Source organism: Kushneria sp. AK178 (assembly GCF_053903105.1).
The window spans coordinates 749,643-773,114 of record NZ_CP096381.1 but is presented as its reverse complement, the minus strand read 5'-3'; the positions used below and the strand labels follow the sequence as shown (position 1 = coordinate 773,114).

Genomic DNA, 23,472 nt, shown 5'->3' with positions numbered 1-23,472 from the left:
AAAGGCGCCTGTCTTCACCGACAGGCGCCTTTTTTTGTGTCCGGCCTTCTGCCCGACCGGGCTGGCGATCTCCATGCGACACGCTATGCTGGCCCCATCAATGTTCATGACTGGAGGCCCCGTGAGCGATAGCCTGTTTCCCGATCAGCAGCCCGCCAATGTGTATCACCTGCGTGTTGGCGAGATCGTCGTTACCACCCTGATGGACGCCCTGATGCAGGGGTCACTGGAATTGATCCAGCACATTGACGCTTCGCGCGCCGAAACGCTCCAGGCGCAGAGCCTGCGCCCCACGCCGCCGCGCATCACGCTCAACGCCTACCTGCTGCACATCGGTGATCAGCGTGTACTGGTGGATACCGGTTATGGCGCGCTGGCCGATGAGGAAGGGGCCCGTCTGTCGCAGGGGCTGGCCGATATCGGCGTGCTGCCTGATGCCATCGACGTCGTGCTGGTCACGCACCTGCACCCGGACCATATCGGCGGACTGATCACCGCGGACGATCAACCCGCGTTTGCCAACGCCCGCATCCTGGTGCCGGGCGAAGAGCTGGATTTCTGGCAGCAGTCGGCACCCGATGATGCCTCCGACATGTTTGCCCAGCAGTTTGACGTCGCCCACCGCGTGCTCGAGATCAACCGCGACCGGATCGAGCGTCTTGATGATGAGCAAGTCATGGAAGGGGTGACCCGTGTGGCCCTGCCGGGCCATACGCCGGGGCACAGCGGCTATCTGATCGAATCCGCCGGCGAACGCCTGCTGCTGTGGGGCGATATTGTGCATCTGCCGCAGATTCAGCTGCCCGAGCCCGATGCCGGCGTGCTGTTCGACGTCGATGGCGAGCAGGCGGTGACCACGCGCCGGGCGATCCTGGACCGTGTCGCCGAAGAGAAGCTCATGGTGGCAGGCCACCATCTGGACTTCCCCGGCATCGGCCATATCGTGGAAGATACCCGGGGCTATCGCTTTTTGCCCCACGTCTGGTCGCCCACGCCCTGATGACCGTCCGCTCCGGCCAATGACCGGGACATGGTCACCAAAGGTTATCAACTGCCGATGAAGAGCCCCCTGCCTCATCGGCAGTTTTCTGCATTGCACGCCCTGCGTGTGCACCCGGATCGATCAGCTGACGTCGATCGAGATAGCTCATCTGCCGTGGTCGGCGATCAGGGACACAGCCCGCACCCAGCGGTCCTCGCTGCGCCGAATTGATCACGGACCGGTCTCCCATGGCGTCTTCTATCAACCGGGGGCGTATAACTGAATTGCAGCAGACAACTTTCAGGACAGGCCCGGGCCTGTCAGGACTCGTGATCCAGTGACTGCAGACTGGCCTCGATGTAGTGTCGGCGCAGGGCCCTGGCGATCTCTCCCGGCTCTCCTTCACCCACGGGACGCTGATCGATGGACACCACCGGATACACCAGCGATGTGGCCGAAGTGACGAAGGCCTCCCGGGCGTTTTGCGCCTCCTTGACGGTAAAGCCGCGCTCTTCAATCTTCATGTCATGCTGTCGGGCCAGCTGCATGATGGTGCGCCGCGTAATGCCGTGCAAAAGCGAGCGGGACAGCTCGCGGGTGATCAGCGTATTGTCGTGATCGACAATCCAGGCGTTGCTGGAGGACGCCTCGGTTACCAGCCCCGACTCCACCAGCCAGGCGTCATCGGCGCCGCGCTTTTTGGCCTCCATCTTGGCCATGGAGGGATACAAAAGCTGCACGGTCTTGATATCGCGCCGCTCCCAGCGCATGTCCGGCAGGGAGATGACCTTCAACCCCCGCTCCGCCAGTGGACTGTCGATGATCGCCTTGTTCTGGGTGAACGCCACCACCGTGGCCGGCGTCTGCGCCTCGGGATAGGTGAAATCACGCTCGGCGACGCCGCGGGTCACCTGCAGATAGACCAGGCCCTCCTGCAGCGCGTTTTTATCGATGAGCTGGCGATGAATATCACGCAGGGCGTTGTCGTTGAGCGAGAGATGCATGTTCAGCTCATTGAGCGAACGGTGCAGCCGCGCCACGTGCCCCTCGAAATCCACCAGCCGGCCATCGAGGACGGCCGTCACTTCATAGATGCCGTCGGCAAACAGAAAGCCCCGGTCAAAGACCGAGACGCTGGCCTCACTTTCCGGCACATAGTGGCCGTTGACGTAGACTGTTCGAGACATGAGCCCTTCCGCTGTACGTTGTCCTGCGTCACAAGCGCGCAGGTGTTGCCCTGTTGTCAGGCCATTGTCACGACCCGTGTGTCCCGATCATATCAGTGCCGTCGAGGCACTGCGCGCCGGGACGCGACCGCCCGACGCAGCCAACGGCCCCTGCCGTGGCCGGGACACGCGGATGCAAGCGACGATGCGGCGGCGTAAAATACGCGCCGCGACCCGACCGGGCTCGCGATATCCCCCTGGTCCGCCCCTTGCGAGGGCGACTGCCTGGAGAACGACATGACAAGTCCCGATATACCCGGTGACGGCCCCATCGTGGTGGCCGCCCTCTACAGGTTTGTGTCCCTGCCCGATTTTGAAACGCTGCGTGAGCCGCTGCTCGAGGCCATGCGCGCCCATGACGTCAAGGGCACGCTGCTACTGGCCGAGGAAGGCATTAATGGCACCGTGTCCGGCACGCGTGACGCCATTGATGCCCTGCTGGCCTGGCTCAAGAGCGACCCGCGGCTCGACGATCTCGAGCACAAGGAATCCCGGGCGCAAGAGCAGCCGTTCTATCGCACCAAGGTCAAGTTAAAGCGCGAGATCGTTACCCTGGGCGTGGATGGCGTTGACCCCAACCGCCGCGTCGGCACCTACGTCGAGCCCGAGCAGTGGAACGAGCTGATCAGCGACCCGGAAGTGCTGCTGATCGACACGCGCAACGACTACGAGGTCGAGATCGGCTCCTTTGAAGGCGCCGTAGACCCGAAAACCCGGTCGTTTCGCGAATTCCCCGACTACATCAAGGCCCATTACGATCCGACAAGACACAAGAAGGTCGCCATGTTCTGCACCGGCGGCATTCGCTGCGAGAAGGCCTCCAGCTACATGCTGGAACAGGGGTTTGAAGAGGTGTACCACCTCAAGGGCGGCATCCTGAAATACCTGGAAAGCGTGCCCGAACAGGATTCGCGCTGGCGCGGCGACTGCTTTGTCTTCGACAACCGGGTCACCGTGCGTCACGATCTGAGCGAAGGCGATTTTGATCAGTGCCACGCCTGCCGTCGTCCCATCTCGGTCGAGGATCAGCAATCGCCATACTATGAGCCGGGCATCAGCTGCCCGCACTGCTGGGACAACCTGCCCGAGAAGACCCGCGAGGGCGCGCGCGAACGCCAGCGCCAGATCGAACTGGCAAAGGCCCGCGGGGAAGCCCACCCCATCGGACGTGATCCGCGTAGCGGCCAGAGCCGCTGACCCTCACGCCAGCATCACTGCCGGACCGCCCCGCCCGGGGCGGTTGCCGTTGGCCGGCCTGCCGGCGCGCTCTCTCCTGTGCTATCCGCTTCCCCCACCCATCAGTCTCTTCCAGCATGCCCCGGCAACAGGCCGACCCGGGCCCAATCGCCAATTCGGGATCGACCTGATATTACATCAGATTTAAAATAATAGTTAGCTTGTTAATATTTTCGCAGTGCATCCTGTCGTCCTTCCCCCGGTCAGGCGCTGTGAAACGTCGATTCGATATCAGGTCCATCATGACATTGCTTTTTTCCCCCTCGACGCAGCGCTACCTGTCCGGCGACGCGTCAGCTGCAAACGAGCGGGTAACCGCTCCCGACCCCATCCACGACCGCCCCCTCGAGGCACCAGAAACAGCCGCCAACGAGCCGTGGGGCGATATTGCCCCATCACTGCCGACCGACGCGGCCGACCGGGAGGTGACGCTGCAACATGCCGGTGGTGCCCTCAAGGCGGCCGTGGTCCTGACCACCCATTGCGGTGAGACGGTTGTGCGCAAGGATTATCGCCTCTGGCAGCACACGGCCCTGGCGCCTTTGGCACGCTATCTGATGACGCGGGAAGCACGCATGCTCGAGCGCCTCGACGGCTGGGCGCATGCGCCGGACTTCAAGGGATTTGACGGACGCTACGCCTTTTACATGTCAGCCATCGACGGCGTGGATCTGGGTGAAGCCCGACGACGCCGGATGGACGTGCGCTACAGCGACATTCAGCGCATGGTGGGCGAACTCCACCGCCGTCATGTCACGCACAATGATCTGCGCTGGACCAATATTCTGGTGGACAGCAACGGCCATCCGGTGCTGATCGATTTCGCCTCGGCCGTTCACGCCACCCCGCGAAGCCCCTTGCGCCCCGTCATGAATCGGCTGCGCCGCACCGACATGGCGGGCACGCTCAAGTTCAAGCAAAAGCTGACCGGACGGTCGCTGACGCCCACCGAACAGCGTCTGAAGGTCACGCCCCGCTGGCTGGCACGACTGCGCCGGGGCTGGAAACACCGGGTGCTGCCCCGCCTCGAGAGGCGCTGACACACCGCCGGCCCTTAATGATCGTCAGCATGCTCCGCACTGTCGGATGCGGGGTCATCGGGCCCGAGATAGCGCTGCCAGAGGGCGCGAACGGCCTCGCGATGCTCGGTGAGGCCGGTCTCCGGTACCAGTGATCCGGCGCGGGTCAGCGCTGCGCGGTGGCTGGCATCGCGATAGGCAAGCCAGGCCCGTCGCAGCTTTTCGGCCCCCTCGAAGGGCAGATGACCGGACGACTCCAGCGTCTCCAGGATGCGGATGTTGTCGGTATAGGTCAAAAGCGCCTTCTCCCGGTGCGCCATCGCCAGCACCGCAAACTGGTTCATGAATTCGATATCCACCATACCGCCCGGGTCCTGCTTGAGATGGAACCAGCCGGCGCTGCGGGACTGCGCACTGCTGCCCAGGTGATGGCGCATCTTCTCGCGCATGGCCACCACCTCCCGTTTGAGATTGTCCACATCGACGACGCTGGAGAGCGTGTCGCGGCGGATCTCGTCGAAGCGTCCGGCCAGTGCCGGGCTGCCGGCCACGGCGCGGGCGCGGACCAGCGCCTGATGCTCCCACACCCAGGCCTCGCGGCGCTGATAGTCGGCAAAGGCTTCCAGCGAGGAGACCAGAAGCCCCGAATTACCCGACGGGCGCAGGCGCATGTCCACCTCATACAGCACGCCGGCCGGCGTGGTGGTCGTCAGCATATGGATGATGCGCTGCCCCATGCGCGCATAAAAGACCGGGTTGTCGAGACTGCGCGCCCCGTTGGTACTGCCGCGCGGGTCGGCGTCGTGCAGAAAGACCAGGTCCAGATCAGAGCCGTAGCCCAGCTCGATGCCACCCAGCTTGCCATAGCCCACGACCAGAAAATCGACCTCCTCGGCCCCGGCGTAACTGCCGTCGCGCCGACGCGGGTAGCCATAGCGTGCCGTCAGGCCCTGCCAGGCCAGGGTGACCACGGCTTCCAGCACCACTTCGGCAACCATGGTCAGGTGGTCGCTGACCACCATCAGCGGACGCGCCCCGGCGATATCGGCCGCCGCCACGTTGAGCACGCGGGCATGACGAAACAGCCGCAGCGCCTCGAGCTGGCTCTCCTCATCACCGGGCGGCAGACGCGACAGGGTCTGGCGCAGCTCGTCCTCGAGCTCGCTGCGCTCGGGGGGCGTGTAGAGATTGCGCGGGTCCAGCAGCTCATCAAGCAGCACCGGATAGCGCGCCAGCTGCTCGCTGATCCAGGCACTGGCACTGCACAGGCGCACGAACTGGGTCAGCGCATCGGGATTTTCCTTTAAAAGCGACAGATAGGCCGTGCGGCGCAGCACGGCCTCTACCAGTGCCAGCACGCGCTCAAGCGTGATATCCGGCATTGCGGTGGTGGCCACATTGGACAGCAGCAGCGGCATCAGTGCCTCGAGACGCTCGAATCCGATGCGCTGCATGCCGGTCACCGCGCGCCCGTGGCGCAGCTTGAGCAGGCGTTCGCGCGCCCGGGGCGGGTCGCGAAAGCCGGCCTCGGACAACAGCGCAATCGCGGCTTCATCGTCAAAGGCCTCCTGCCAGAGCGCCCGCCACTCCTCCAGCGCGCCGGCCTCGATCAGCTCATGATCCTCCTCCTCGGGCGGGGCGATGACCTCATCAAAGCGCTCGCGCACCCGGCGACGCACCTCCTCGAGATGCGCCACCAGGTCCTCCCACTGTTCGTGGCCCATGGCAAAGGCGATCCGGGCCCGGGGCAGCGCCTCCTCGGGCAGCGACTGGGTCTGACGGTCCTCCAGCCCCTGCAGGGCGTGCTCGAGATCGCGCAGAAAGACGTAGTCGGCCTGCAGGGCGCGCACGTCATGGCGCGACATGATTTCAAGACGCTCGAGCTCGGTCAGCGCCCGCTTGAGCGAGGGGGTCTGCAGCTCGGTCACCCGGCCGCCGCGGATCAGCTGAAAGGCCTGCACCACGAACTCCACTTCCCGGATGCCGCCGGCGCCCAGCTTGATGTCATCCTCGCGCCCGCGACGCCGGACCTCGCGGTTGATCAGCGCCTTCATCTCGCGCAGCGATTCGATCGCCCCGAAATCGATGTACTTGCGATAGACAAAGGGGCGAAGTTCGCCCAGCAGCCGCTGTCCGGCGTCGAGATCACCGGCCACCGGGCGCGCCTTGAGCATGGCGTAGCGCTCCCACTCACGGCCCTGGCTCTGGTAATAGGAGAGAAGGCTCGAGAAACTGCCGGTCAGCGGGCCGCCGTCGCCCAGGGGACGAAGACGCATGTCAACGCGAAAGACAAAGCCGTCGGCCGTGATGGCATCGAGGGCGGCAATGACCTTCTGGCCCAGCCGGGTGAAGTACTCCTGATGCTCCAGGGTGCGCTCGCCGCCCCGGGTCTGCCCCTTTTCGGGGTAGGCGAAGATCAGATCGATGTCGGAGGAGAGATTGAGCTCACCGGCGCCCAGCTTGCCCATGCCCAGCACCACCATGCGCTGCGGGCGCCCCTCGCTGTCCGGTGACGGCTCGCCGTAGCGCGTGGCCATTGCCCGCTCATGCCAGCGCAGCGCCGCCGCCATGCAGACCTCGGCCAGCCGCGACACCGCCGCCGCAATCCCCCAGGCATCGGCGTAGTTGTTACGATCGCGCCAGATGATGGCCACCATGCGCTCGCGACGAAACCGCCGCAGCACCCGCTGCAGGTCCGCCTCGCTGTGCGCCTCGTCAAGCGCGCTGTCGAGCCAGCTCTCCAGCGTCTCCCGACTCGGGGCAGCGATGAGCTCTTCGTGCGCCAGCAGACGGTCGAGCATGACACCATCATGGGAGAGGGTCCGGGCCACAAAGTCACTGGCCGTGACGACCGTGACCAGCTCGCGCAGGCGCTCTTCGCCCAGACGTGCCAGCAGCGCCTCATCGAACGTCTCGAGGGTACAACGTGCCTGGGACTGAAGGGCTTCAGGCAGGCCTGTCAGGGCGGCTTGCAGTGACATGGAAGGGCCTCTCATTGGTGCGTTGTCTGTCAGCATAACGAAGATTGCAGTCCGAGCCATCACCCCGCATGCTTGTCATGCCTGTGCGGGGCACAAAACGCGCTGCCCCGTTATCGCTGGATGTTCAAGGAGTTGCCATGGCCGAGGTTATTCCCTTCAACGGACACTACCGACACGATCATCGTGAGCCGCACGGCTGCTTCGATGCGCACCTGCATATCATTGATCCGCGCTTTACGCTGATCGCCAGCCAGGGCCATCGCCCCGACCCCTTCACCGTCGAGGATTATCAAAGGGCCACTCGCGGGCTGGATATCCGGGGCGGCGCAATCGTCCCGGGTTCCTTTCAGGGCACGGATCAGGACCATCTGCTGGCGGCGCTGGACACGCTGGGCGGGGATTTCGTGGGCGTCACACAGTTGCCCGACGACATCAGCGACGAGCGCCTGCTCGAGCTCGACGAGGCCGGCGTACGCGCCATCCGCTTCAATCTCGCCCGCGGTCTCGACACGGACATCGACGCCATGGCCCGCCAGGCGCAGCGCGTGTTCGATGTGGCCGGCTGGCACTGCGAGCTCTACGCCGACGCCAGTGACCTCGCACCGTACCTGGCGCTTTTACGCACGCTGCCCGCCATCGTCATCGATCATCTGGGGCTGTCGCAGGACGGTCTGCCGACCCTGCTGGCGCTGGTCGAGGCGGGTGCCCGGGTCAAGGCGTCGGGCTTTGGCCGCGTGTCGCTGGATGTGCCGGCCACACTTGCCGCCATTGCCGATATCAACCCGCATGCCCTGCTGTTCGGCACCGACCTGCCGGGCACGCGCGCCCCTCGCCCCTTCAGGGAGGGCGATATCGAGCTTTTGCACAACACCCTGGGCGATGCCCATGCCATGCTGGCCCTGCATGACAACGCGGTGGCCCTCTACCGGCCACGCGGCAGCGATAGCGTGGCCTGATTACCGCCCCTCGACACCTCTTGCTACCGGAGCCTGCCCCTCTTGCCTGTCGATCGCCTGCCAGCCTCTCCCCTGCTGCGCTGGATACTGCTGTTGAGTGCCTGCGCCCTGGCAAGCCTTGTGCTGCAGCTGGTCCATATGCCGGCCGGCGCGTTGATCGGCCCCATGGCGGTCTCCGTGGTGTTTGGCGTCATGATCGGCGGATTGAAGCTGCCCCGGGTGCTGTTCAAGTCGGGACAGGGCGTGATCGGGCTTTTGATTGCCCAGGCGATGACGCTGACCGTGCTCGCCACCATCGCCGAGAGCTGGCCGGCGATGGTGCTGGCCACCGCGGTGACGCTGGTATTGAGCACGGTGGTGGGCATTTTGCTGGTGCGCTATGGCGGCCTGCCCGGCACCACCGCGGCCTGGGGCACCACGCCCGGTGCGGCGGCCGCGATGGTCGCCATGTCGGAACAGGCCAACGCCGACCCCAGAATCGTTGCCACCATGCAGTATGTGCGCGTGCTCTGCGTGATCATGGCCGGCGCCCTGGTCAGTCATTTTCTGGGCGTATCGGATGCCGAACACACTCCCTCTCATGCCATGTCGTGGGACCTTCACGGCCTGACCTCGCTTGCGGTGTCGATCGCGCTGATTGCCGTGGGCATCCTCGTCTGTGACCGCCTGCTGCCGGCCGGCGCCCTGCTGGGACCGATGCTGCTGGGCACCGTGGTACAGGTCTCCGGCATCATCGATATCGAGCTGCCGCTGCCGCTGCTGGAGGCCGCCTACGCCTGCATCGGTATCTATGTGGGACTGCGCTTTGACCGTCAGACCGTGCGCAGCGTCATGCACGCCCTCAAGTGGATGCTGCTGGCCTCCATGATGCTGATCGCCTTCTGCGCGCTCTCGGCGCTGATGCTGGTGCCCCTGATGCACAGCGACTTCCTGACGCTCTATCTGGCCACCAGCCCGGGCGGGCTGGACTCGATGACCATCATTGCGCTGGACACCCACGCCGATGTGGCGATCGTTGCCGCCCTGCAGGCCCTGCGCCTGTTTACCGTGGTGCTCATCGGCCCCGCCATGGCGCGCTTTATTGCCCGCTTTGCCCGAACACCGGACAATCAGCCACACTAGAACCATCTCAAGGCACTGTCCGCCCTTCGTGCGGGCCTCATTCGGAGTCACCTGCAATGCCTACCCTTCATGTTGTTGCCGGCTGCCTGCTCGATCAGAATCGGCGCCTGCTGGTGGTCCGAAAGCGCGACACCCACCATTTCATGCTGCCCGGCGGCAAACCCGATCACGGCGAGACGCCGCTGGCCACTCTGGCGAGAGAGTGCCGGGAAGAGCTGGGCACCTCGATCGGGGAAGACGAGCTGGCCATGCTGGGGCGCTTCAGGGCGCAGGCGGCCAATGAGCCCGACACTTGTATCGATGCCGATGTCTTCATCATCGAAGAAATGGAAGGCACACCGCAGGCCCGCGGTGAAATCGAGGAGATTTACTGGATGGCGCTCGATGACGACACGTTATCGCTGGCGCCCCTGCTGGGCGATGACGTTCTGCCGGCACTGCACAAACGGTTTGGCTGACATGACAGACACGGACACCCCCGAGCGGCGCCCGCCGCAGCGCCATGTGGCACTCGCCCTGCTCAGCGCCCGCGACGAAGTGCTGGTCGTCCGCGGGGCACAGCAGACACGCTATCAATTGCCCACCGCCACCGTCGCGCGGGACGCCGACGAGGACGCGTTAACCAGCGCCGTGGCAGAAATTCACACCACGCTGCTGGCCGAGGGCGCCCCCGCGGCGGACAGCGCCTGGCTGGGCCGTTTTGCCGCGCCCGATGACAGCGGCCGGCTCGACATGCTGGAAGTCTATCTGGCGCGCCTGGGCGAGGCCCGGCTACGTCCGGATGTCGACTTCGAGCGTGCCTGGGCGCCGCTTTTAACGCCGCCGCCCGCGGACATGATCGACCCGGCCATCGAGCTGCAGGTCATGCCGGCGCTGGCGCTTTTGATCGATCCGCAGTCGAACGCCGAGAAATGATCAGGGCTGGCTCTGGAATTCACGGGGTGTTATAGCTGGCCTGTGACTTCCAACAATCGACAAAAGGGTCATGTCATGGACAAGCTGGAAATGCATCACACTCTGATGGCCGCCCGGGCGCGTCAGACAATGAGCTGGGACGATCTGGGCGAGGCCGTGGGCCGCTCCCCGGTCTGGGTGGCGTCTGTCTGCTACGGCATGAACAGCGCCCCACCCGACATCGCCCAAAGGATCGTCAGCGCTCTGGGCCTTGACGATGACGCGCTCATCGAAGCACTCAAGGCCTACCCCACCAAGACCTGGGACGGCGCCATCCCGCAGGACCCGCTGATCTATCGCCTTTATGAAGTGGTCGGTGTCTACGGACCGACCCTCAAGGACGTGATTCAGGAGAAGTTCGGCGACGGCATCATGAGCGCCATCGACTTTTCCATGGACGTCGAGCGCGAGGAAGACCCGAAAGGTGATCGCGTCAGGATCACCATGAATGGCAAGTTTTTGCCCTACAAGAGCTGGTAGCGCCGACCCATCGAGCCAGGCCGCGTCGATAGCCTCGGCGCGGTCCGTCAGACCAGCCGCACCACCAGCAGGCTGCCCCAGACCAGAAAGGCAAACAGAACGCAGAGAAAGACCGCGGCCGAGCCCAGATCCTTGGCGCGCCCGGAGAGTTCATGGTGTTCGACGCCGATGCGGTCCACCACGGTTTCCACGGCGGAATTGAGCAGCTCTACCGCCATGACCAGCACTGCACTGCCCATCAACAAAAGCCATTCCAGCAGCGACTGACCCAGCCAGAAGGTGGCCGGCAAAAGCACGATGGTCACGATCAGCTCCTGTCGAAAGGCGGCTTCGTTGTGCCAGGCCGCCGTCAGCCCTTTCCAGGAGTAGCGAGTGGAGTGAAACAGCCGCTTGATACCGGTATGCGCGGGCTTCATGCAGAGGGTTCCTGTCCATGGATCACAGGTATCGCAGGCAACCTGCCATCTGTAAGGGGAAGAAAGCATCCTACCAAAGCAGCGCACCGCGGGGCCACGGCCGGCACGCCGGAGAATACCGTTCGAAACCTGTCCGAAGTTATGGCATCCGCGCCGTCTGACCCGCCAGGCTGTCACAAGGCTTGTTCAGAGGAAAGGTCACCATGGTCGACAACCCACTGCATGACAAACATCTGCCGCTGACGTCCGTGAGCAGCGGCAAGGGATATGAGGTCCTGCCGGATGTGTACTGCTATCCGGTCCGGATCGTGAATGTGTATTTCGTGGGGCATCCGGACCAGGGTAACTGGGTGCTCATTGATGGCGGCATGCCACGCTGTGAAGACGACATCATCCGTGAAGCCGAAACACGCTTCGGCGAGGGCGTGGCGCCTCGCGCCATCCTCCTGACCCACGGCCACTTCGATCACGTGGGCGCCGTGGTGGAGCTGGCCGAGCACTGGGACGTACCGGTCTACGCCCATTCGCGGGAACTGCCCTATCTGACCGGTCAGCAGCGCTACGCCCCACCCGACACGGATGCCGGCGGCGGTGTCATCCCCGCGCTGGCGGGCCATTTCCCCCGGGAGCCGGTCGATCTCGGCGAGCGCATCCACCCCCTGCCGGAAGATGGCAGCGTCCCCTGTCTGGCCGACTGGCGCTGGCTGCACACCCCGGGTCACACGCCGGGGCATGTGTCGCTTTTCCGCGATGACGACAGCGCCCTGCTGGCCGGCGATGCCTTTGTCACCGTCAGGCAGGAGTCGCTGTATCAGGTGGTCACGCAGCACCGTGAGATCAGCGGGCCGCCGCGCTATTTCACCCCGGACTGGGACGCGGCGTATCGCTCGGTACAGACACTGGCCGGGTTGACGCCGCAAGTGGCCATGACCGGTCATGGGCATGCCATGTCGGGGGACGCCCTGCGGGACGGGCTGCGCCACCTGCTCGATCACTTCGAGGAAGAGGCGATGCCCGACCGGTAAGCGGCCGGGCCCGGCGTCAGTGGGCGGCGATCATGGCATCAATATCGCTGGCGACCGCCTCGAGGGTGGTCGTCCAGTTGATATAGGGCGTGGCGGCCCGGCCATTGACCATGACCGTGAAGGCGCCCCAGCGCCCCGACTGCGTCCGGAAATAGCCCGCCACGGCGCGGACCGGTACCGGCTCATTGAGGGTGCCGGTCTTGATCATGACGTTTTGCTGGAAACGGTCGCTGCCGCGGCGGATGAAGTTCATCGGCCCGTTGACCGGGGTCTGCATGCCGGCCACGAAGACCGGAAAGAGCGCCGGCTGATGGTACATGTGATCCAGCAGTGCCGTGACACCGCGGGCGCTGGTGCGGCTTTCCGGTGTCAGGCCACTGCCGGAGCGCAGATCGATCGGGCCATGGCCGGCAATGTTACCGGCAAACGCATTCAGCGCGGCCCCGGCACTGGCCATGGAGGGCGTGCCGCTGACCAGGTCCAGCGCCAGCACATCGGCCATGAAGTTGTTGGAGTAGTTGAGCATGCGCAGCAGCTGCTCCTGCAGCGGCTTGCCCTCGATGGCCGACAATACTTTCGCCGACTCTGCGGGACGACTCGACGTGGCGGCAAAACCGCGGGTCACCGCAATGCCGGCATCGTTCATGAGCGATTCAAGCGTCTTGAGCGTCTGGGCGGCCGGGTCGGCGCTGGAGCGATAGACATTGCGGGGCCCGCTGCCCAGCGGGATCTGTCCCGAGACCACCATGGTGTCTTCCCCGTTGGCTGTGGTGCGCTCGGCGCTGATGGCGGTATTGCCCTGCGCCACGGTCGTGACGCGGTTATCGAGGCGTGTCAGCGGCGCCGTCCCCGCACAGCTGGTGATTTGTGCCGGCACGCCTTCGGCCTCGCCCGGCATGACACGCGTACACCAGGTGGCAAAATCCACCGCCGTGGCGGTGAGCTGGGCATCGAAGGCGTGGCGCGTACGCGTGCGGGCATCGCATCGGTCCGTAGTCACGCAGGTGACCGGGCCAAAGCGCCACTGGCTGGCCAGCACCCGGCCATCGATGCGGCGGATGCCGCGCTGGGCCAGTCCCTGCACCAGAAGCCAGTAGTCCTTGCTGGTCATGCCCGGATCGCCCCCGCCATCAAGGAACAGGTCGCCCTCGAGCACACCGTCCACGATGGGCGCGCTGCTGCGCAGCTCGGTAGTAAAGCGCTTCTGCGGCCCCCATTGGGTCAGTGCCGCCGCGGCTGTATAGAGCTTTGATACCGAGGCCGGCGCCATCGGCTGCGCCGGCGAAAGACTGCCCAGCGTTTCACCGCTGTCCAGAAGGCGGGCCTGAGCGCCGACGGCAAACCCCTTGTCCGCCAGCGCTGCAGTAGCAGGAAAGCCATCGGCCCGGGCCTGGGCGGACAAAATCATCGCCGCCATCGCGATCATGGGCGGGAACAGCAGGGAGAATAAAAGACGTAAGACAGTCGGGCGGCTTGCGACTACAACGGAAGACCTTGCAGGCATGAAGGATTTCCCTTTTACATGGGCAGCTTGTTTAAGCCTCAGAGTAATGGGCATGCCTGTACCGTGGCAATGCGCTGCCTCCGCATCCACGGTGCTGTCGTCTGTTTATTGAGCGTTCATTTTCGAAAAGAATTGAAGGACAACAACGCCTGCCACGATCAGCCCGATCCCCAGTATGGCGGGCGCATCGGGGCGCTCTCCGAAGACAACCATGGCCAGCAGCAGCGTCAGCACCATGCCGAGCCCGGCCCAGATGGCATAGGCCACCCCCACCGGCATGCTCTTGAGCACTATCGACAAAAAGTAAAAGGCGAGCGCGTAGCCCGCGACCGTCAGCAGACTCGGGCCCAGCCGGGTGAAGGTATTGGAGGCCTTGAGCGCATTGGTCGCGACGACCTCGGCGCAGATGGCCAGTATCAGATAGAGATAGGGCTGCCAGGTCATGGCGTTTTCCTTTCAGGATGAGCGGCGGCGGGCTTCCAGCGTAGTTCAGGTTAACGCCGTTAGCCGGCACTGGAGCCGCCACAGGGAATGACCGCTATCGACGTACTTGTGCTCGAAGGCGCTGATGAAATCGCTCTGTGGCGTCAGCGCCAGCCTCTCTGCCCGGGGCTGCTGCCCGGTCACCAGCTCGATGGCACGGGCGAACTCCTCGACGTAGATCGACCAGTTGCTGCGAAGCTCGAGCGCCCCGCCCAGCGCCAGCACAACAGGAAACACCGGATGGGCATGCCAGCGCTTTTTGAGCTGCGACGCCTTGGGATAGGGGTTGGGATAAAACAGGCAGTGATGGCTCGGCTGCCAGCCGGCCGCATGCGCCAGCCGCCAGAAATCGACCAGATCGGCACGCACCAGCAGCGCATTGTCGGGGAAGGTGCCCAGCTCTCGGGCATAATTTCGCGACAGGCGATCGGCGCTGCGGTCGATGCCCAGCACGCAGGCCGCCGGATGCAGACGGGCCAGCTGCCGGGTCGAGCGCCCCGTGCCGCAGCCGGCATCCAGAATCAGCGGTCCGCCATGCGCCCGATAAAACTGCTGCGCCGTCTCGAAAGCGGCCCGGGTGTGGTCGGCAATGGGGCGCTGCCACCGGTTGTCGAGGGCGCGCTGAACATGATGGGCCAGATCGGGATGCAGCCCCGTCTGGGTGGAGTGTACCGGCGTGGAATTGGCGAACATGGCAACGTTTAACAATACTGAGGGGACCTTGTGGGCGCCGTCCGGCGCCAGCCCCCGACTCATGGATTCTGAAACACATGCAGGCATGGCTTCAGCAGCTTCTGGATACTCACGGCTATACGGCCATCACGCTGCTGACAGTCGTCATCAACGCTTTCCCGCCCCTGCCGGCCGAATCGACGCTCCCCGTCATGGCACACATCATGGCCTCTGCCGACATTACCCCTGTGCCGGCCGTGGTCGCCGCCACTGCCGGGCTGGTGCTGGGGACGCTGCCGCTCTATCTGCTGGGCCGCTGGCTCGACGAGCGCCAGTGCATGCGCTTTCTGGCCCGACACGGGCACTGGCTGGCCCTGGCGCCGAGCGATATCGAGCGTTCGAGCAGGCGTTTCGGGCGTTACGGCTCGCTGGTCGTGCTGTTCGGGCGTCTGATTCCGGGCATGCGATCGCTGGTGTCGATACCGGCAGGCTTTCACCGTATGCCGCTGGCGCCCTATCTGCTCTACACCACACTGGGGTCTTCCATGTGGGCGTGCTGTCTGGTCGGCGGCAGCCACTGGCTTTTGCAGTATACGACCCTGTCGGGCAGCCTGTGGGTTGTCATGGCGGTACTGCTGGCCGTCGCGCTGCTGTATGCCCTGCGCCTGTGGCGCCACTACAGACGTGGCGACAGTTGAGCCCGCCCGGCGACCTGCGGAACAGTCGGCTTTTTTCGACCAGCACGTTCAACATCATGCCCCGTCAACATGACAAGTCGTTGACCGGCCGACATGACGTCCTGCCCGGGGCGATGCTATCATGACTGCCCTGTTCTGGCGGAGCTGCCACGGCATGTGGTGAACATGAATCGCCATCCTTTCAGCGACGCGGTCGCCATGGCTTTATCGCTTCCTTTATAGGCATCAACACGAGGGTTTCGGCTTGTCACAGTTACCGGTGATCGTCGGCATGGGCGGTATCAATCCCGCTGGCAGAACGTCCGGTCATCAGTCCTTTTACCGGACCGTGATCGATGCGCTGCCCGAAAAGAGTCGACAGCACACCCTCTCGGGGCTGGCCCGTATGATGGGACAGCATCTGTCGAACAACCCGGACGATCGCGGTGACTCTCTTGATGATGCTGCCCTGGCCAACCGCCACGAAGCGCACATTCTTCGTCATACCCTGATTCGCCGCATCGAGGATGCGCGTTTTGCCGACGCCGGCATCCCTGCCAACCGCCAGGCCAGCCTGACGCTCGATGCGCCTCTCAGGGTCAGCCTCAGCCGTCGTCAGCTGCCCGACAATCCGCCGGCCCACTGGCAGATCGAGGCGATCGACGAGCGCCATGTCAGCGTCACCGTGCCGGCCGGCGAGTTCGACGTACTGCTGCCGGAGCGTCGCGACGCGCTGGTCAAGAGCGCCGGCCAGCTGCCGACCGGATTCGACCCGGCCAGCTTCTATCGCAGCGTACATCACCCGCGCGCCCTGTCGATGACCATCTTTGCCGCCTCCGACTGCCTGGGTCAGAGCGGCTACGAGTGGGACAGTCTGAGCCAGCAGCTCGACCCGGATCAGATCGCCGTCTATGCCGGCAACTCCATCGGCCAGCTCGATGCCCAGGGCTGGGGCGGCCTTTTGAACAGCTTTGTCACCGGACAGCGCACCACCTCCAAGCAGATGCCGCTGGGCTACGGACAGATGCCGGCCGATTTCCTCAACGCCTACGTGCTGGGCAGCGTCGGCGCCACGGGCGCCATGCAGGGGGCCTGTGCGACCTTTCTGTACAACCTGCGCCTGGGCGTGGATGACATCCGCATGGGCCGGCGCCGGCTGGTCATGGTCGGGACGGCGGACGCCCCCATCACGCCGGAAATCGTCGAGGGCTTTCGCGTCATGAGCGCGCTGGCCGACGATGCCAGCGTCAAGGCGCTTGATGCGCTGGAGCTTCTCACCGATGAGGACTATCAGCGCGTCTGCCGACCGTTTGCACGCAACTGCGGCTTCACCATTGCCGAATCCGCCCAGTTTGTCATGCTCATGGATGACAGCCTGGCCCTCGAGCTGGGGGCCGATATTCTGGGCGCCGTGCCGGAAGTCTTCATCAATGCCGACGGCTACAAGCGCTCCATCTCGGCGCCCGGCATCGGCAACTACATTACGCTGGGCAAGAGCGTGTCGCTGGCCAGCAGCATTCTGGGCGAGAAGGCCGTGCGCGAGCGCAGCTATATCCACTCCCACGGCACCAGCACGCCCAAAAACCGCATTACCGAATCCCATGTGCTCGACAGCGTGGCGCGCGCCAACGGCATCGAGCGCTGGCCGGTGGCGGCCGTCAAGGCCTACCTGGGGCACTCCCAGGGCAGCGCTGCCGGCGATCAGCTGATGAGCGCGCTGGGGAGTTTCAGCACCGGGTTGCTGCCGGGTATCTTTACGCTCGACGCCGTGGCCGATGATGTGCATGGCGACCGGCTGGAACTCTTCCGCGAGCATCGGGAATTTCGTGCCGATGTCAGTTTCATCAACGCCAAGGGCTTTGGCGGCAACAACGCCACCGCCCCCCTGCTGTCGCCGGAGGCGACCGAGCGGCTTCTGACCCGGCGTCATGGCGAAGCCGCCATGACCCGGTGGCGTCGTCGCCGCGAAGCGGTCAAGGCGCGTCAGGCCCGGTTCGAGGAACAGGCACACCGGGGGGAGTTCTCGCCCATTTACCGCTTTGGCGAAGGAGTGCTGGAGGGGCCCGAACTCGAGGTCAGCGCTCACGACATTCGTATTCCCGGCTACCATCAGCCGATTTCGCTGGATGTCGACAACCCGTTCGGCACGCTCGATTCATAGGACGGGCGGCGCGATTGTGCCGGTCCGGCAGAGGCATTTGTCGGCCGGGATACCTTGCAGTAACCTTCCGCCCCCCGGGCCTGCAGATCTCGCCCGGTCGCCGTGGAACAGGAGTATCAACGGGCAGCAGCGGCGCGTGGCTGTCCGAGTGTCGGGGATGAACGGAGCCTGTACATGAACATTGTGGTATACCCCGGGACCTTTGATCCGATCACCAACGGGCATACCGATCTGATCGAGCGCGCGGCCTCGATGTTTGATCGGGTGATCGTGGCCGTGGCACAGAGCCCGCGCAAGCAGCCGACCCTGTCACTGGATGAGCGGGTGGCACTCGCCAGAGAAATTCTGGCGCATCTCGACAACGTCGAGGTGGTGGGCTTTAGCTGCCTTCTGACCCAGCTGGTGGACCGGGTCGGTGCCCGCATCATCCTGCGCGGGCTGCGCGCCGTCTCCGATTTCGAGTACGAGCTGCAGCTGGCCAACATGAATCGGGCGCTGGCGCCTCATGTCGAAAGCCTCTTTTTGACGCCCGAAGTCGAGAATTCCTATATTTCATCCACCATCGTTCGCGAAATTGCCCGCCTTGGCGGTGACGTGTCAACGATGGTGCATCCCCGCATCGCCCGGGCGCTGGAAGAACACTTCCGCAGCACCTGATACGGCGGACGGCCTTCGGGCCGGCGGATGACAGCCGCGCAGCGTCGGTTCACGGCGCGCGCGAACCAGGAGGTTACCATGTCCCTGATGATCACCGATGAGTGCATCAACTGCGACGTTTGCGAGCCGGAGTGCCCCAATAACGCCATTTCGCCGGGCGAGGAGATCTACGTGATCGACCCGGGGCTTTGTACCGAGTGTGTCGGCCACTTTGACGAACCGCAATGTCAGCAGGTCTGCCCGGTCGACTGCATTCCGCTCGACCCCGAGCGCGAGGAGACCCGCGAGCAGCTGATGGAAAAATATGAGCGCATTACCGCTGTCGAAAGCTGATATTCGATAGCCCAACATGTCATGAACCAGAAACAGGGCGGCCCATGGGCCGCCCTGTTCTGCTGCGTTGCTGTATCAGGCGGCAAGCCATGACGCCCCATCGCCCTCGATGCCCCGACGGGCAACGGCACCGCTGTCGATTCCCGCCGGCCGCCGTGATCCCGATATGGCAGGCGGTGCGGGCACCAACCGGTCGGTATCCACATGTCACAGTCTCGATCCCCCGCCCTTTTGCAGCGTCTTCCCGACGTCTGGCGACTCTCCTGGCCCATCATCATCTCCAATGCCAGTGTGCCGCTGCTGGGGCTGGTCGATACGGCCGTGATCGGCCATCTGCCGCACGCGCGCTATCTGGCCGCCGTCACCCTTGGCAGTACGCTGTTCAGCTTTTTGTTCTGGGGGTTCGGCTTTCTGCGCATGGGCACCACCGGCCTGACCTCCCAGGCCGCCGGGCGCGGCGAGGATCAGACCATGCGCAATCTGCTGGGCCAGTCACTGCTCATCGGTGTGGTCATCGGACTGGCCCTGATCGCTTTGTCGGCACCGTTGATCGATGTCGGCCTGTGGCTTTTGCAGCCCGATAGTGACGCGACCGCACAGCTGGCCGCCGCGTACGCCCATGTCCGCATTCTCTCGGCGCCGGCAGTGCTGATGAATTACGCCATCATCGGCTGGTTTCTGGGGCGCCAGAACGCCCGCGTGACCCTGCTTTTGATGCTGATCACCAATAGCGTCAACATCGTACTGGATATCGTGCTGGTGGTCGGGCTCGACATGAACGTCAGGGGCGTGGCGACCGCCTCACTGATCGGTGATTACACTGCCCTGGCCGTCGGGCTGTGGCTGGTGTGGCGGGAGCTGAAGCGGCTGGGTGGCCGGTTCGACAGCACGCCGCTCAAGCGTCTCAAAGCCTATGGCGAACTCTTTCGCGTCAATCGCCACCTGTTTGTACGCACCCTGTGCCTTTTGTTTGCCATGGCCTTTTTTACCTCCCAGGGGGCGCAGCTGGGCGATCAGACGCTGGCCGCCAATGCCATTTTGATGCAGCTGGTGATGATGGTCTCCTACGGCCTGGATGGCTTTGCCAACGCCGCTGAAGCCCTGACCGGCAGGGCCGCCGGCCGGCGGGACTGGCATGATTTCGGACAGTCGGTGCGTGCCTGCGCGGTGTTCTCACTGTTCACAGCGATTGTGGCCGCGCTGGCCTTTGCCCTTGGCGGTCCCTGGCTGATCGCGCGGCTGACCGATATCGACGCCATTCGACAGCTGGCCGGTCACTATCTGCCGTGGCTGGTCATCATGCCGCTGATCGCGGTGTGGAGCTATCTGCTGGATGGCGTGTTCATCGGCACCACAAACACCCGGGCCATGCGCGATACGATCATCATCGCCCTGCTGGTCTATCTGCCGATCTGGTGGCTGACCCAACCGCTGGGCAATCACGGACTGTGGCTGGCCTTTACCACCTTTACGCTGGTGCGCTCGCTGGGGTTGGGCACGATCTATCTGCTCAGACGCCGCAAACAGTGGGCCGACCGGAACAGCTCCTGCCATTCCGGTGAATAGCCCTCGAGAAAGCACGGTGTTCGTGAATTAACATACATTGCCTGCCGGCCTAATATGCAGCCTTGCGCCCACAACGCCGGACAATGCCATGGCCACGCTCAAGAACGCTCTTAAACACCTGCTGACCGGCCCACTGGGCAGCCTCTTCTGGGGACTGCTGGCCCTCATGGTCGTCATGAGCCTGATGCCGGGTCAGCAGGTCTTCGGTTTGACCGAGAGCTATCTGGGCTTTCACTCGCTGGTGGAACTGACCTGCGTGGTCGTGGCCGTGCTGGCCACGCTTGCCATCTTCAACAGCTATAAAACGCTTTCGGCCCAGTATGTGTGTGTGGGCGCCCTGCTGGGCCTGTCGGCCCTGATGGACAGCCTGCATCTGCTCTCCATGCCCGGCATGGCCGATCTGTTTACGCCCAACACGTTGAACAAGGCGATCTATTTCTGGCTTTTCGCCCGGCTGTGCGCGATCAGTGCCCTGCTACTGCTCTCCCTGTCCCATCTGTCGGACCGCCCGGCCCGCTCGCCGCACCTGATACTGCTGCCCCTGCTACTGCTCGGCGCACTGGCTCTGGTCGCTGTCTTCGGCTACCCGCAGGCCATACCGGCGATGTATGTCCCGGGTCAGGGCCTGACGGCACTCAAGATTGCCCTGGAGTGGGGGCTCGCCGGCATGAGCGTGCTCGCCGGCATCATCCTGCTGCGCTCTGCACGCCTGCGCCAGCGCCGCGATCGCGAAATGCTGACGGTTGCCGCCTGGATAACGGCGCTGGCCGAAATCTGCTTTACGCTCTACGCCTCGGCCAACGATGAGTTCAACATTCTCGGCCATGTCTACAAGGCCGTGTCCTACACCCTGATCTTTCGTGCCCTGTTTCTGAGCCATCTGCGCTACCCCTGGCAGGCCCTGAACGAGACAAGGACCCGGCTGGCCGAACAGGAGCAGCGCTGGAACCTGGCCCTGACCGGGTCCGCGACGGGTGTATGGGACATGAACCTGGTCACCGACGAAGTCTTCGCCTCGGTACAGTTTCATCAGATGCTGGGCTATCGCAACGGCGAACTGCCCCGGGATGCCGAAATCTGGCGCACCCACATGTTTCACCCCGAGGACCGGGAACGAGTGCTGGCAAGCTTTGATGCGCACATAGCCGGCGAGAACAGGCACTGGCGCTGCGAGTATCGTCTGCTTGATGCGCAGAACCAATGGCGCTGGGTGCTGGCCAACGGCCAGATCATGGCGCGTGACGAGGAGCATCACCCCATCCGCGTGGTCGGAACAGCGATCGACATTCAGACACGCCGCGAGCAGGAGCAGCGTCTGGCGGAGAGCGGTCAGCGCCTGCAGGCCCTGTTTGATAATACGCCCATCGGCATGCTGGTCATCGACGCTCAGGGCGTGGTGCATCAGCACAATCAGATGCTGGTGCAGCTGATGGCCCCACAGGAGATCGTCACCGGCCAGACAAACATCTGGACATGGGTGCATGCCGAGGAAGACACAAACGCCCTGCAGCGATGGCTAAAATGGCAGCAACAGGGCACTGCCTGCCATCAGAAGCCGACCTGGCACCGTGAGCTGCGCATGGGCTCCCATGGCCATTACGGGCCCGAACGCCCCTTCTGGACCGAGTGGATCATTTCGCCACTGCCGGAAGAAAATCTCTATCTTCTGCTGATCGAGGACATCAGCGACCGCAAGCAGGCCACCGAGTTGATGCTTGAAAACGCCGGGCTCTATCGCAGCACCTTTGAGAGCGGCAATGCCATCAAGCTGCTGATCGACCCGGACAGCGGCAATATTATCGATGCCAATGCGGCCGCCGGGGAGTACTACGGCTACTCCTGCGACATGCTCAAGATCATGAACATGGATGCGCTCTCACTGACCCCCGTGGCCACACGACAGGCCCGAGCGCAGCAGACCCTGCAGGATCGGGAAGATCATTTCGAGACCCGCCACCGGCAGGCGGACGGTGCCATCCGGGATGTCGAGGTCTTTGCCGCTGCCGTGGTCATCAACGGCCGCCGGCTCATCTACGAGATGGTGCATGACATTACGGCGCGCAAGGAAGCCGAGCAGAGCCTGGTCCTGCTCAACCAGCGCCTGGCGCGGGACAGCCTGTACCGCGAGCGTCTCAACCAGCTCAGTACCCGATTGTTCGAGCTGACCGACATGGCCGAGGTGGCCCCGCTTCTGGAGCGGGATCTCGCCACATGCTTTCCGGACACCAGCGGCGAACTGGCCCTGCGCATCGAAGAGCTTGATCAGGGGCACTGCATCCGCTGGGGTGGCGACCTCGTGCCCCGCCCCGGGTTCGAATACCGTGAGCGCCTGACCGGTGCGAACGGCACGCTGGGTCGCCTGATTCTGCAGGCCACGCCGCTGGATGAGGAGGATCGCCAGCGCCTGAGCCGCATGGGCGATGAAACCACCCGCATCCTCGCGCTGACACTGACCAATCTGCGCCTGCGCAGTCAGCTGACCGATCACGCCTATCGTGATGCGCTGACCGGTCTGTACAACCGACGCTATCTCAATGAGACACTGCCCGGGCTGCTTGATAATGCCAGCGACGAGTCACCGGTCTCGCTGGCCCTGCTGGATCTGGATCACTTCAAACGGCTCAACGACACCTGGGGGCATGATGCCGGTGACCAGGTGCTGGTGGCACTGGGAGAGGTCCTGACCCAGCGGCTGCGCGCCACGGATATCTCGTGTCGCTACGGCGGCGAGGAGTTTATCGTGGTGTTGCCGGGCGCCGCCGCCGACATTGCCATGATCCGCCTCAACGAAGTGCTCGAGCAGTTCGGTCAATGGTCCATGGCGGTCGGCGGTGACCGAATCGCGCATCTCACCTTTTCGGCAGGCCTGATCGAGGCCCCGCGGCAGGGCCATGACATGAACGCCCTGATCGAGATGGCCGACCAGGCGCTCTACAGCGCCAAGCATGCCGGTCGCGGGCGGGTGCATCAGGCTGGCACCGAGATGTCGCTATTACAGGGGTAACAGGTATCCCGGCCTGCT

21 protein-coding genes are annotated in these 23,472 nt (G+C 64.1%); 15 read left to right on the top strand and 6 right to left on the bottom strand.

What is annotated here, in order from left to right; translation table 11 throughout:
• The first annotated feature begins 121 nt into the window (after window positions 1-121).
• Complete coding sequence (locus M1D97_RS03485; protein WP_456269368.1) at window positions 122-1,000, top strand: MBL fold metallo-hydrolase; 879 nt, start codon at window positions 122-124, stop codon at window positions 998-1,000.
• Window positions 1,001-1,302: 302 nt separating this feature from the next.
• Here M1D97_RS03485 and M1D97_RS03480 read toward each other — a convergent pair whose 3' ends face one another.
• A complete protein-coding gene (locus tag M1D97_RS03480) occupies window positions 1,303-2,169 on the bottom strand; it encodes a D-amino-acid transaminase (RefSeq protein WP_456269367.1) in 867 nt (288 codons plus the stop codon).
• A gap of 276 nt (window positions 2,170-2,445) precedes the next feature.
• Between M1D97_RS03480 and trhO the strand changes: the two genes are divergently transcribed.
• Both trhO and M1D97_RS03470 read left to right on the top strand, forming a co-directional pair.
• Window positions 2,446-3,405, top strand: a complete 960-nt coding sequence (gene trhO, locus M1D97_RS03475) for an oxygen-dependent tRNA uridine(34) hydroxylase TrhO (protein WP_456269366.1) — start codon at window positions 2,446-2,448, stop codon at window positions 3,403-3,405.
• Between the two features lie 281 nt (window positions 3,406-3,686).
• Window positions 3,687-4,484 carry a lipopolysaccharide kinase InaA family protein gene (locus tag M1D97_RS03470; RefSeq protein ID WP_456269365.1) on the top strand — a complete coding sequence of 266 codons (798 nt, stop codon included), beginning with the start codon at window positions 3,687-3,689 and terminating at the stop codon, window positions 4,482-4,484.
• Window positions 4,485-4,498: 14 nt separating this feature from the next.
• Here M1D97_RS03470 and glnE read toward each other — a convergent pair whose 3' ends face one another.
• A complete protein-coding gene (gene glnE, locus M1D97_RS03465) occupies window positions 4,499-7,444 on the bottom strand; it encodes a bifunctional [glutamate--ammonia ligase]-adenylyl-L-tyrosine phosphorylase/[glutamate--ammonia-ligase] adenylyltransferase (RefSeq protein ID WP_456269364.1) in 2,946 nt (981 codons plus the stop codon).
• Between the two features lie 137 nt (window positions 7,445-7,581).
• On the opposite strand from glnE, the gene M1D97_RS03460 reads away from it, so the two are divergent.
• From M1D97_RS03460 to cynS, 5 genes are all read left to right on the top strand, one after another.
• Window positions 7,582-8,400 carry an amidohydrolase family protein gene (locus M1D97_RS03460; RefSeq protein WP_456269363.1) on the top strand — a complete coding sequence of 273 codons (819 nt, stop codon included), beginning with the start codon at window positions 7,582-7,584 and terminating at the stop codon, window positions 8,398-8,400.
• A gap of 42 nt (window positions 8,401-8,442) precedes the next feature.
• Entirely contained in the window at window positions 8,443-9,522 is a 1,080-nt protein-coding gene (locus M1D97_RS03455) for an AbrB family transcriptional regulator (protein WP_456269362.1), read from the top strand.
• 56 nt (window positions 9,523-9,578) lie between these two features.
• A complete protein-coding gene (locus M1D97_RS03450) occupies window positions 9,579-9,980 on the top strand; it encodes an NUDIX hydrolase (protein WP_456269361.1) in 402 nt (133 codons plus the stop codon).
• Between the two features lies 1 nt (window position 9,981).
• Window positions 9,982-10,437 carry a hypothetical protein gene (locus M1D97_RS03445; protein WP_456269360.1) on the top strand — a complete coding sequence of 152 codons (456 nt, stop codon included), beginning with the start codon at window positions 9,982-9,984 and terminating at the stop codon, window positions 10,435-10,437.
• Between the two features lie 75 nt (window positions 10,438-10,512).
• A complete protein-coding gene (gene cynS, locus M1D97_RS03440) occupies window positions 10,513-10,956 on the top strand; it encodes a cyanase (protein WP_456269359.1) in 444 nt (147 codons plus the stop codon).
• Between the two features lie 47 nt (window positions 10,957-11,003).
• Here cynS and M1D97_RS03435 read toward each other — a convergent pair whose 3' ends face one another.
• A complete protein-coding gene (locus M1D97_RS03435; RefSeq protein ID WP_456269358.1) occupies window positions 11,004-11,372 on the bottom strand; it encodes a diacylglycerol kinase in 369 nt (122 codons plus the stop codon).
• Between the two features lie 203 nt (window positions 11,373-11,575).
• On the opposite strand from M1D97_RS03435, the gene M1D97_RS03430 reads away from it, so the two are divergent.
• Complete coding sequence (locus M1D97_RS03430) at window positions 11,576-12,397, top strand: MBL fold metallo-hydrolase (RefSeq protein WP_456269357.1); 822 nt, start codon at window positions 11,576-11,578, stop codon at window positions 12,395-12,397.
• A gap of 16 nt (window positions 12,398-12,413) precedes the next feature.
• Here the strand turns inward: M1D97_RS03430 and dacB are convergent, their stop codons facing one another.
• The 3 genes from dacB to trmB all read right to left on the bottom strand — a co-directional run bounded on the left by dacB (window position 12,414) and on the right by trmB (window position 15,077).
• Window positions 12,414-13,805 (bottom strand): D-alanyl-D-alanine carboxypeptidase/D-alanyl-D-alanine endopeptidase, encoded by a 1,392-nt coding sequence (gene dacB / locus M1D97_RS03425; RefSeq protein WP_456269356.1) that lies wholly within the window; start codon window positions 13,803-13,805, stop codon window positions 12,414-12,416.
• A gap of 201 nt (window positions 13,806-14,006) precedes the next feature.
• A complete protein-coding gene (locus M1D97_RS03420) occupies window positions 14,007-14,345 on the bottom strand; it encodes a DMT family transporter (protein ID WP_456269355.1) in 339 nt (112 codons plus the stop codon).
• 45 nt (window positions 14,346-14,390) lie between these two features.
• Window positions 14,391-15,077, bottom strand: coding sequence for a tRNA (guanine(46)-N(7))-methyltransferase TrmB (gene trmB / locus M1D97_RS03415; RefSeq protein WP_456269354.1), 687 nt, complete (start codon window positions 15,075-15,077; stop codon window positions 14,391-14,393).
• Window positions 15,078-15,154: 77 nt separating this feature from the next.
• Here trmB and M1D97_RS03410 point away from each other — a divergent pair, with 77 nt between their 5' ends.
• The 6 genes from M1D97_RS03410 to M1D97_RS03385 all read left to right on the top strand — a co-directional run bounded on the left by M1D97_RS03410 (window position 15,155) and on the right by M1D97_RS03385 (window position 23,454).
• A complete protein-coding gene (locus tag M1D97_RS03410; RefSeq protein ID WP_456269353.1) occupies window positions 15,155-15,754 on the top strand; it encodes a DedA family protein in 600 nt (199 codons plus the stop codon).
• 271 nt (window positions 15,755-16,025) lie between these two features.
• Window positions 16,026-17,894: a beta-ketoacyl synthase gene (locus M1D97_RS03405; protein WP_456270164.1), complete on the top strand. Its 1,869-nt coding sequence runs from the start codon at window positions 16,026-16,028 to the stop codon at window positions 17,892-17,894.
• Window positions 17,895-18,068: 174 nt separating this feature from the next.
• Window positions 18,069-18,551, top strand: a complete 483-nt coding sequence (coaD, locus tag M1D97_RS03400; RefSeq protein WP_456269352.1) for a pantetheine-phosphate adenylyltransferase — start codon at window positions 18,069-18,071, stop codon at window positions 18,549-18,551.
• A 78-nt stretch (window positions 18,552-18,629) separates the two neighbouring features.
• On the top strand, window positions 18,630-18,884 hold the full coding sequence (locus tag M1D97_RS03395) for a YfhL family 4Fe-4S dicluster ferredoxin (protein ID WP_456269351.1): 255 nt from the start codon (window positions 18,630-18,632) through the stop codon (window positions 18,882-18,884).
• Window positions 18,885-19,088: 204 nt separating this feature from the next.
• Window positions 19,089-20,450: an MATE family efflux transporter gene (locus M1D97_RS03390; protein ID WP_456269350.1), complete on the top strand. Its 1,362-nt coding sequence runs from the start codon at window positions 19,089-19,091 to the stop codon at window positions 20,448-20,450.
• A gap of 88 nt (window positions 20,451-20,538) precedes the next feature.
• Entirely contained in the window at window positions 20,539-23,454 is a 2,916-nt protein-coding gene (locus tag M1D97_RS03385) for an MASE3 domain-containing protein (RefSeq protein WP_456269349.1), read from the top strand.
• Window positions 23,455-23,472 lie beyond the last annotated feature (18 nt).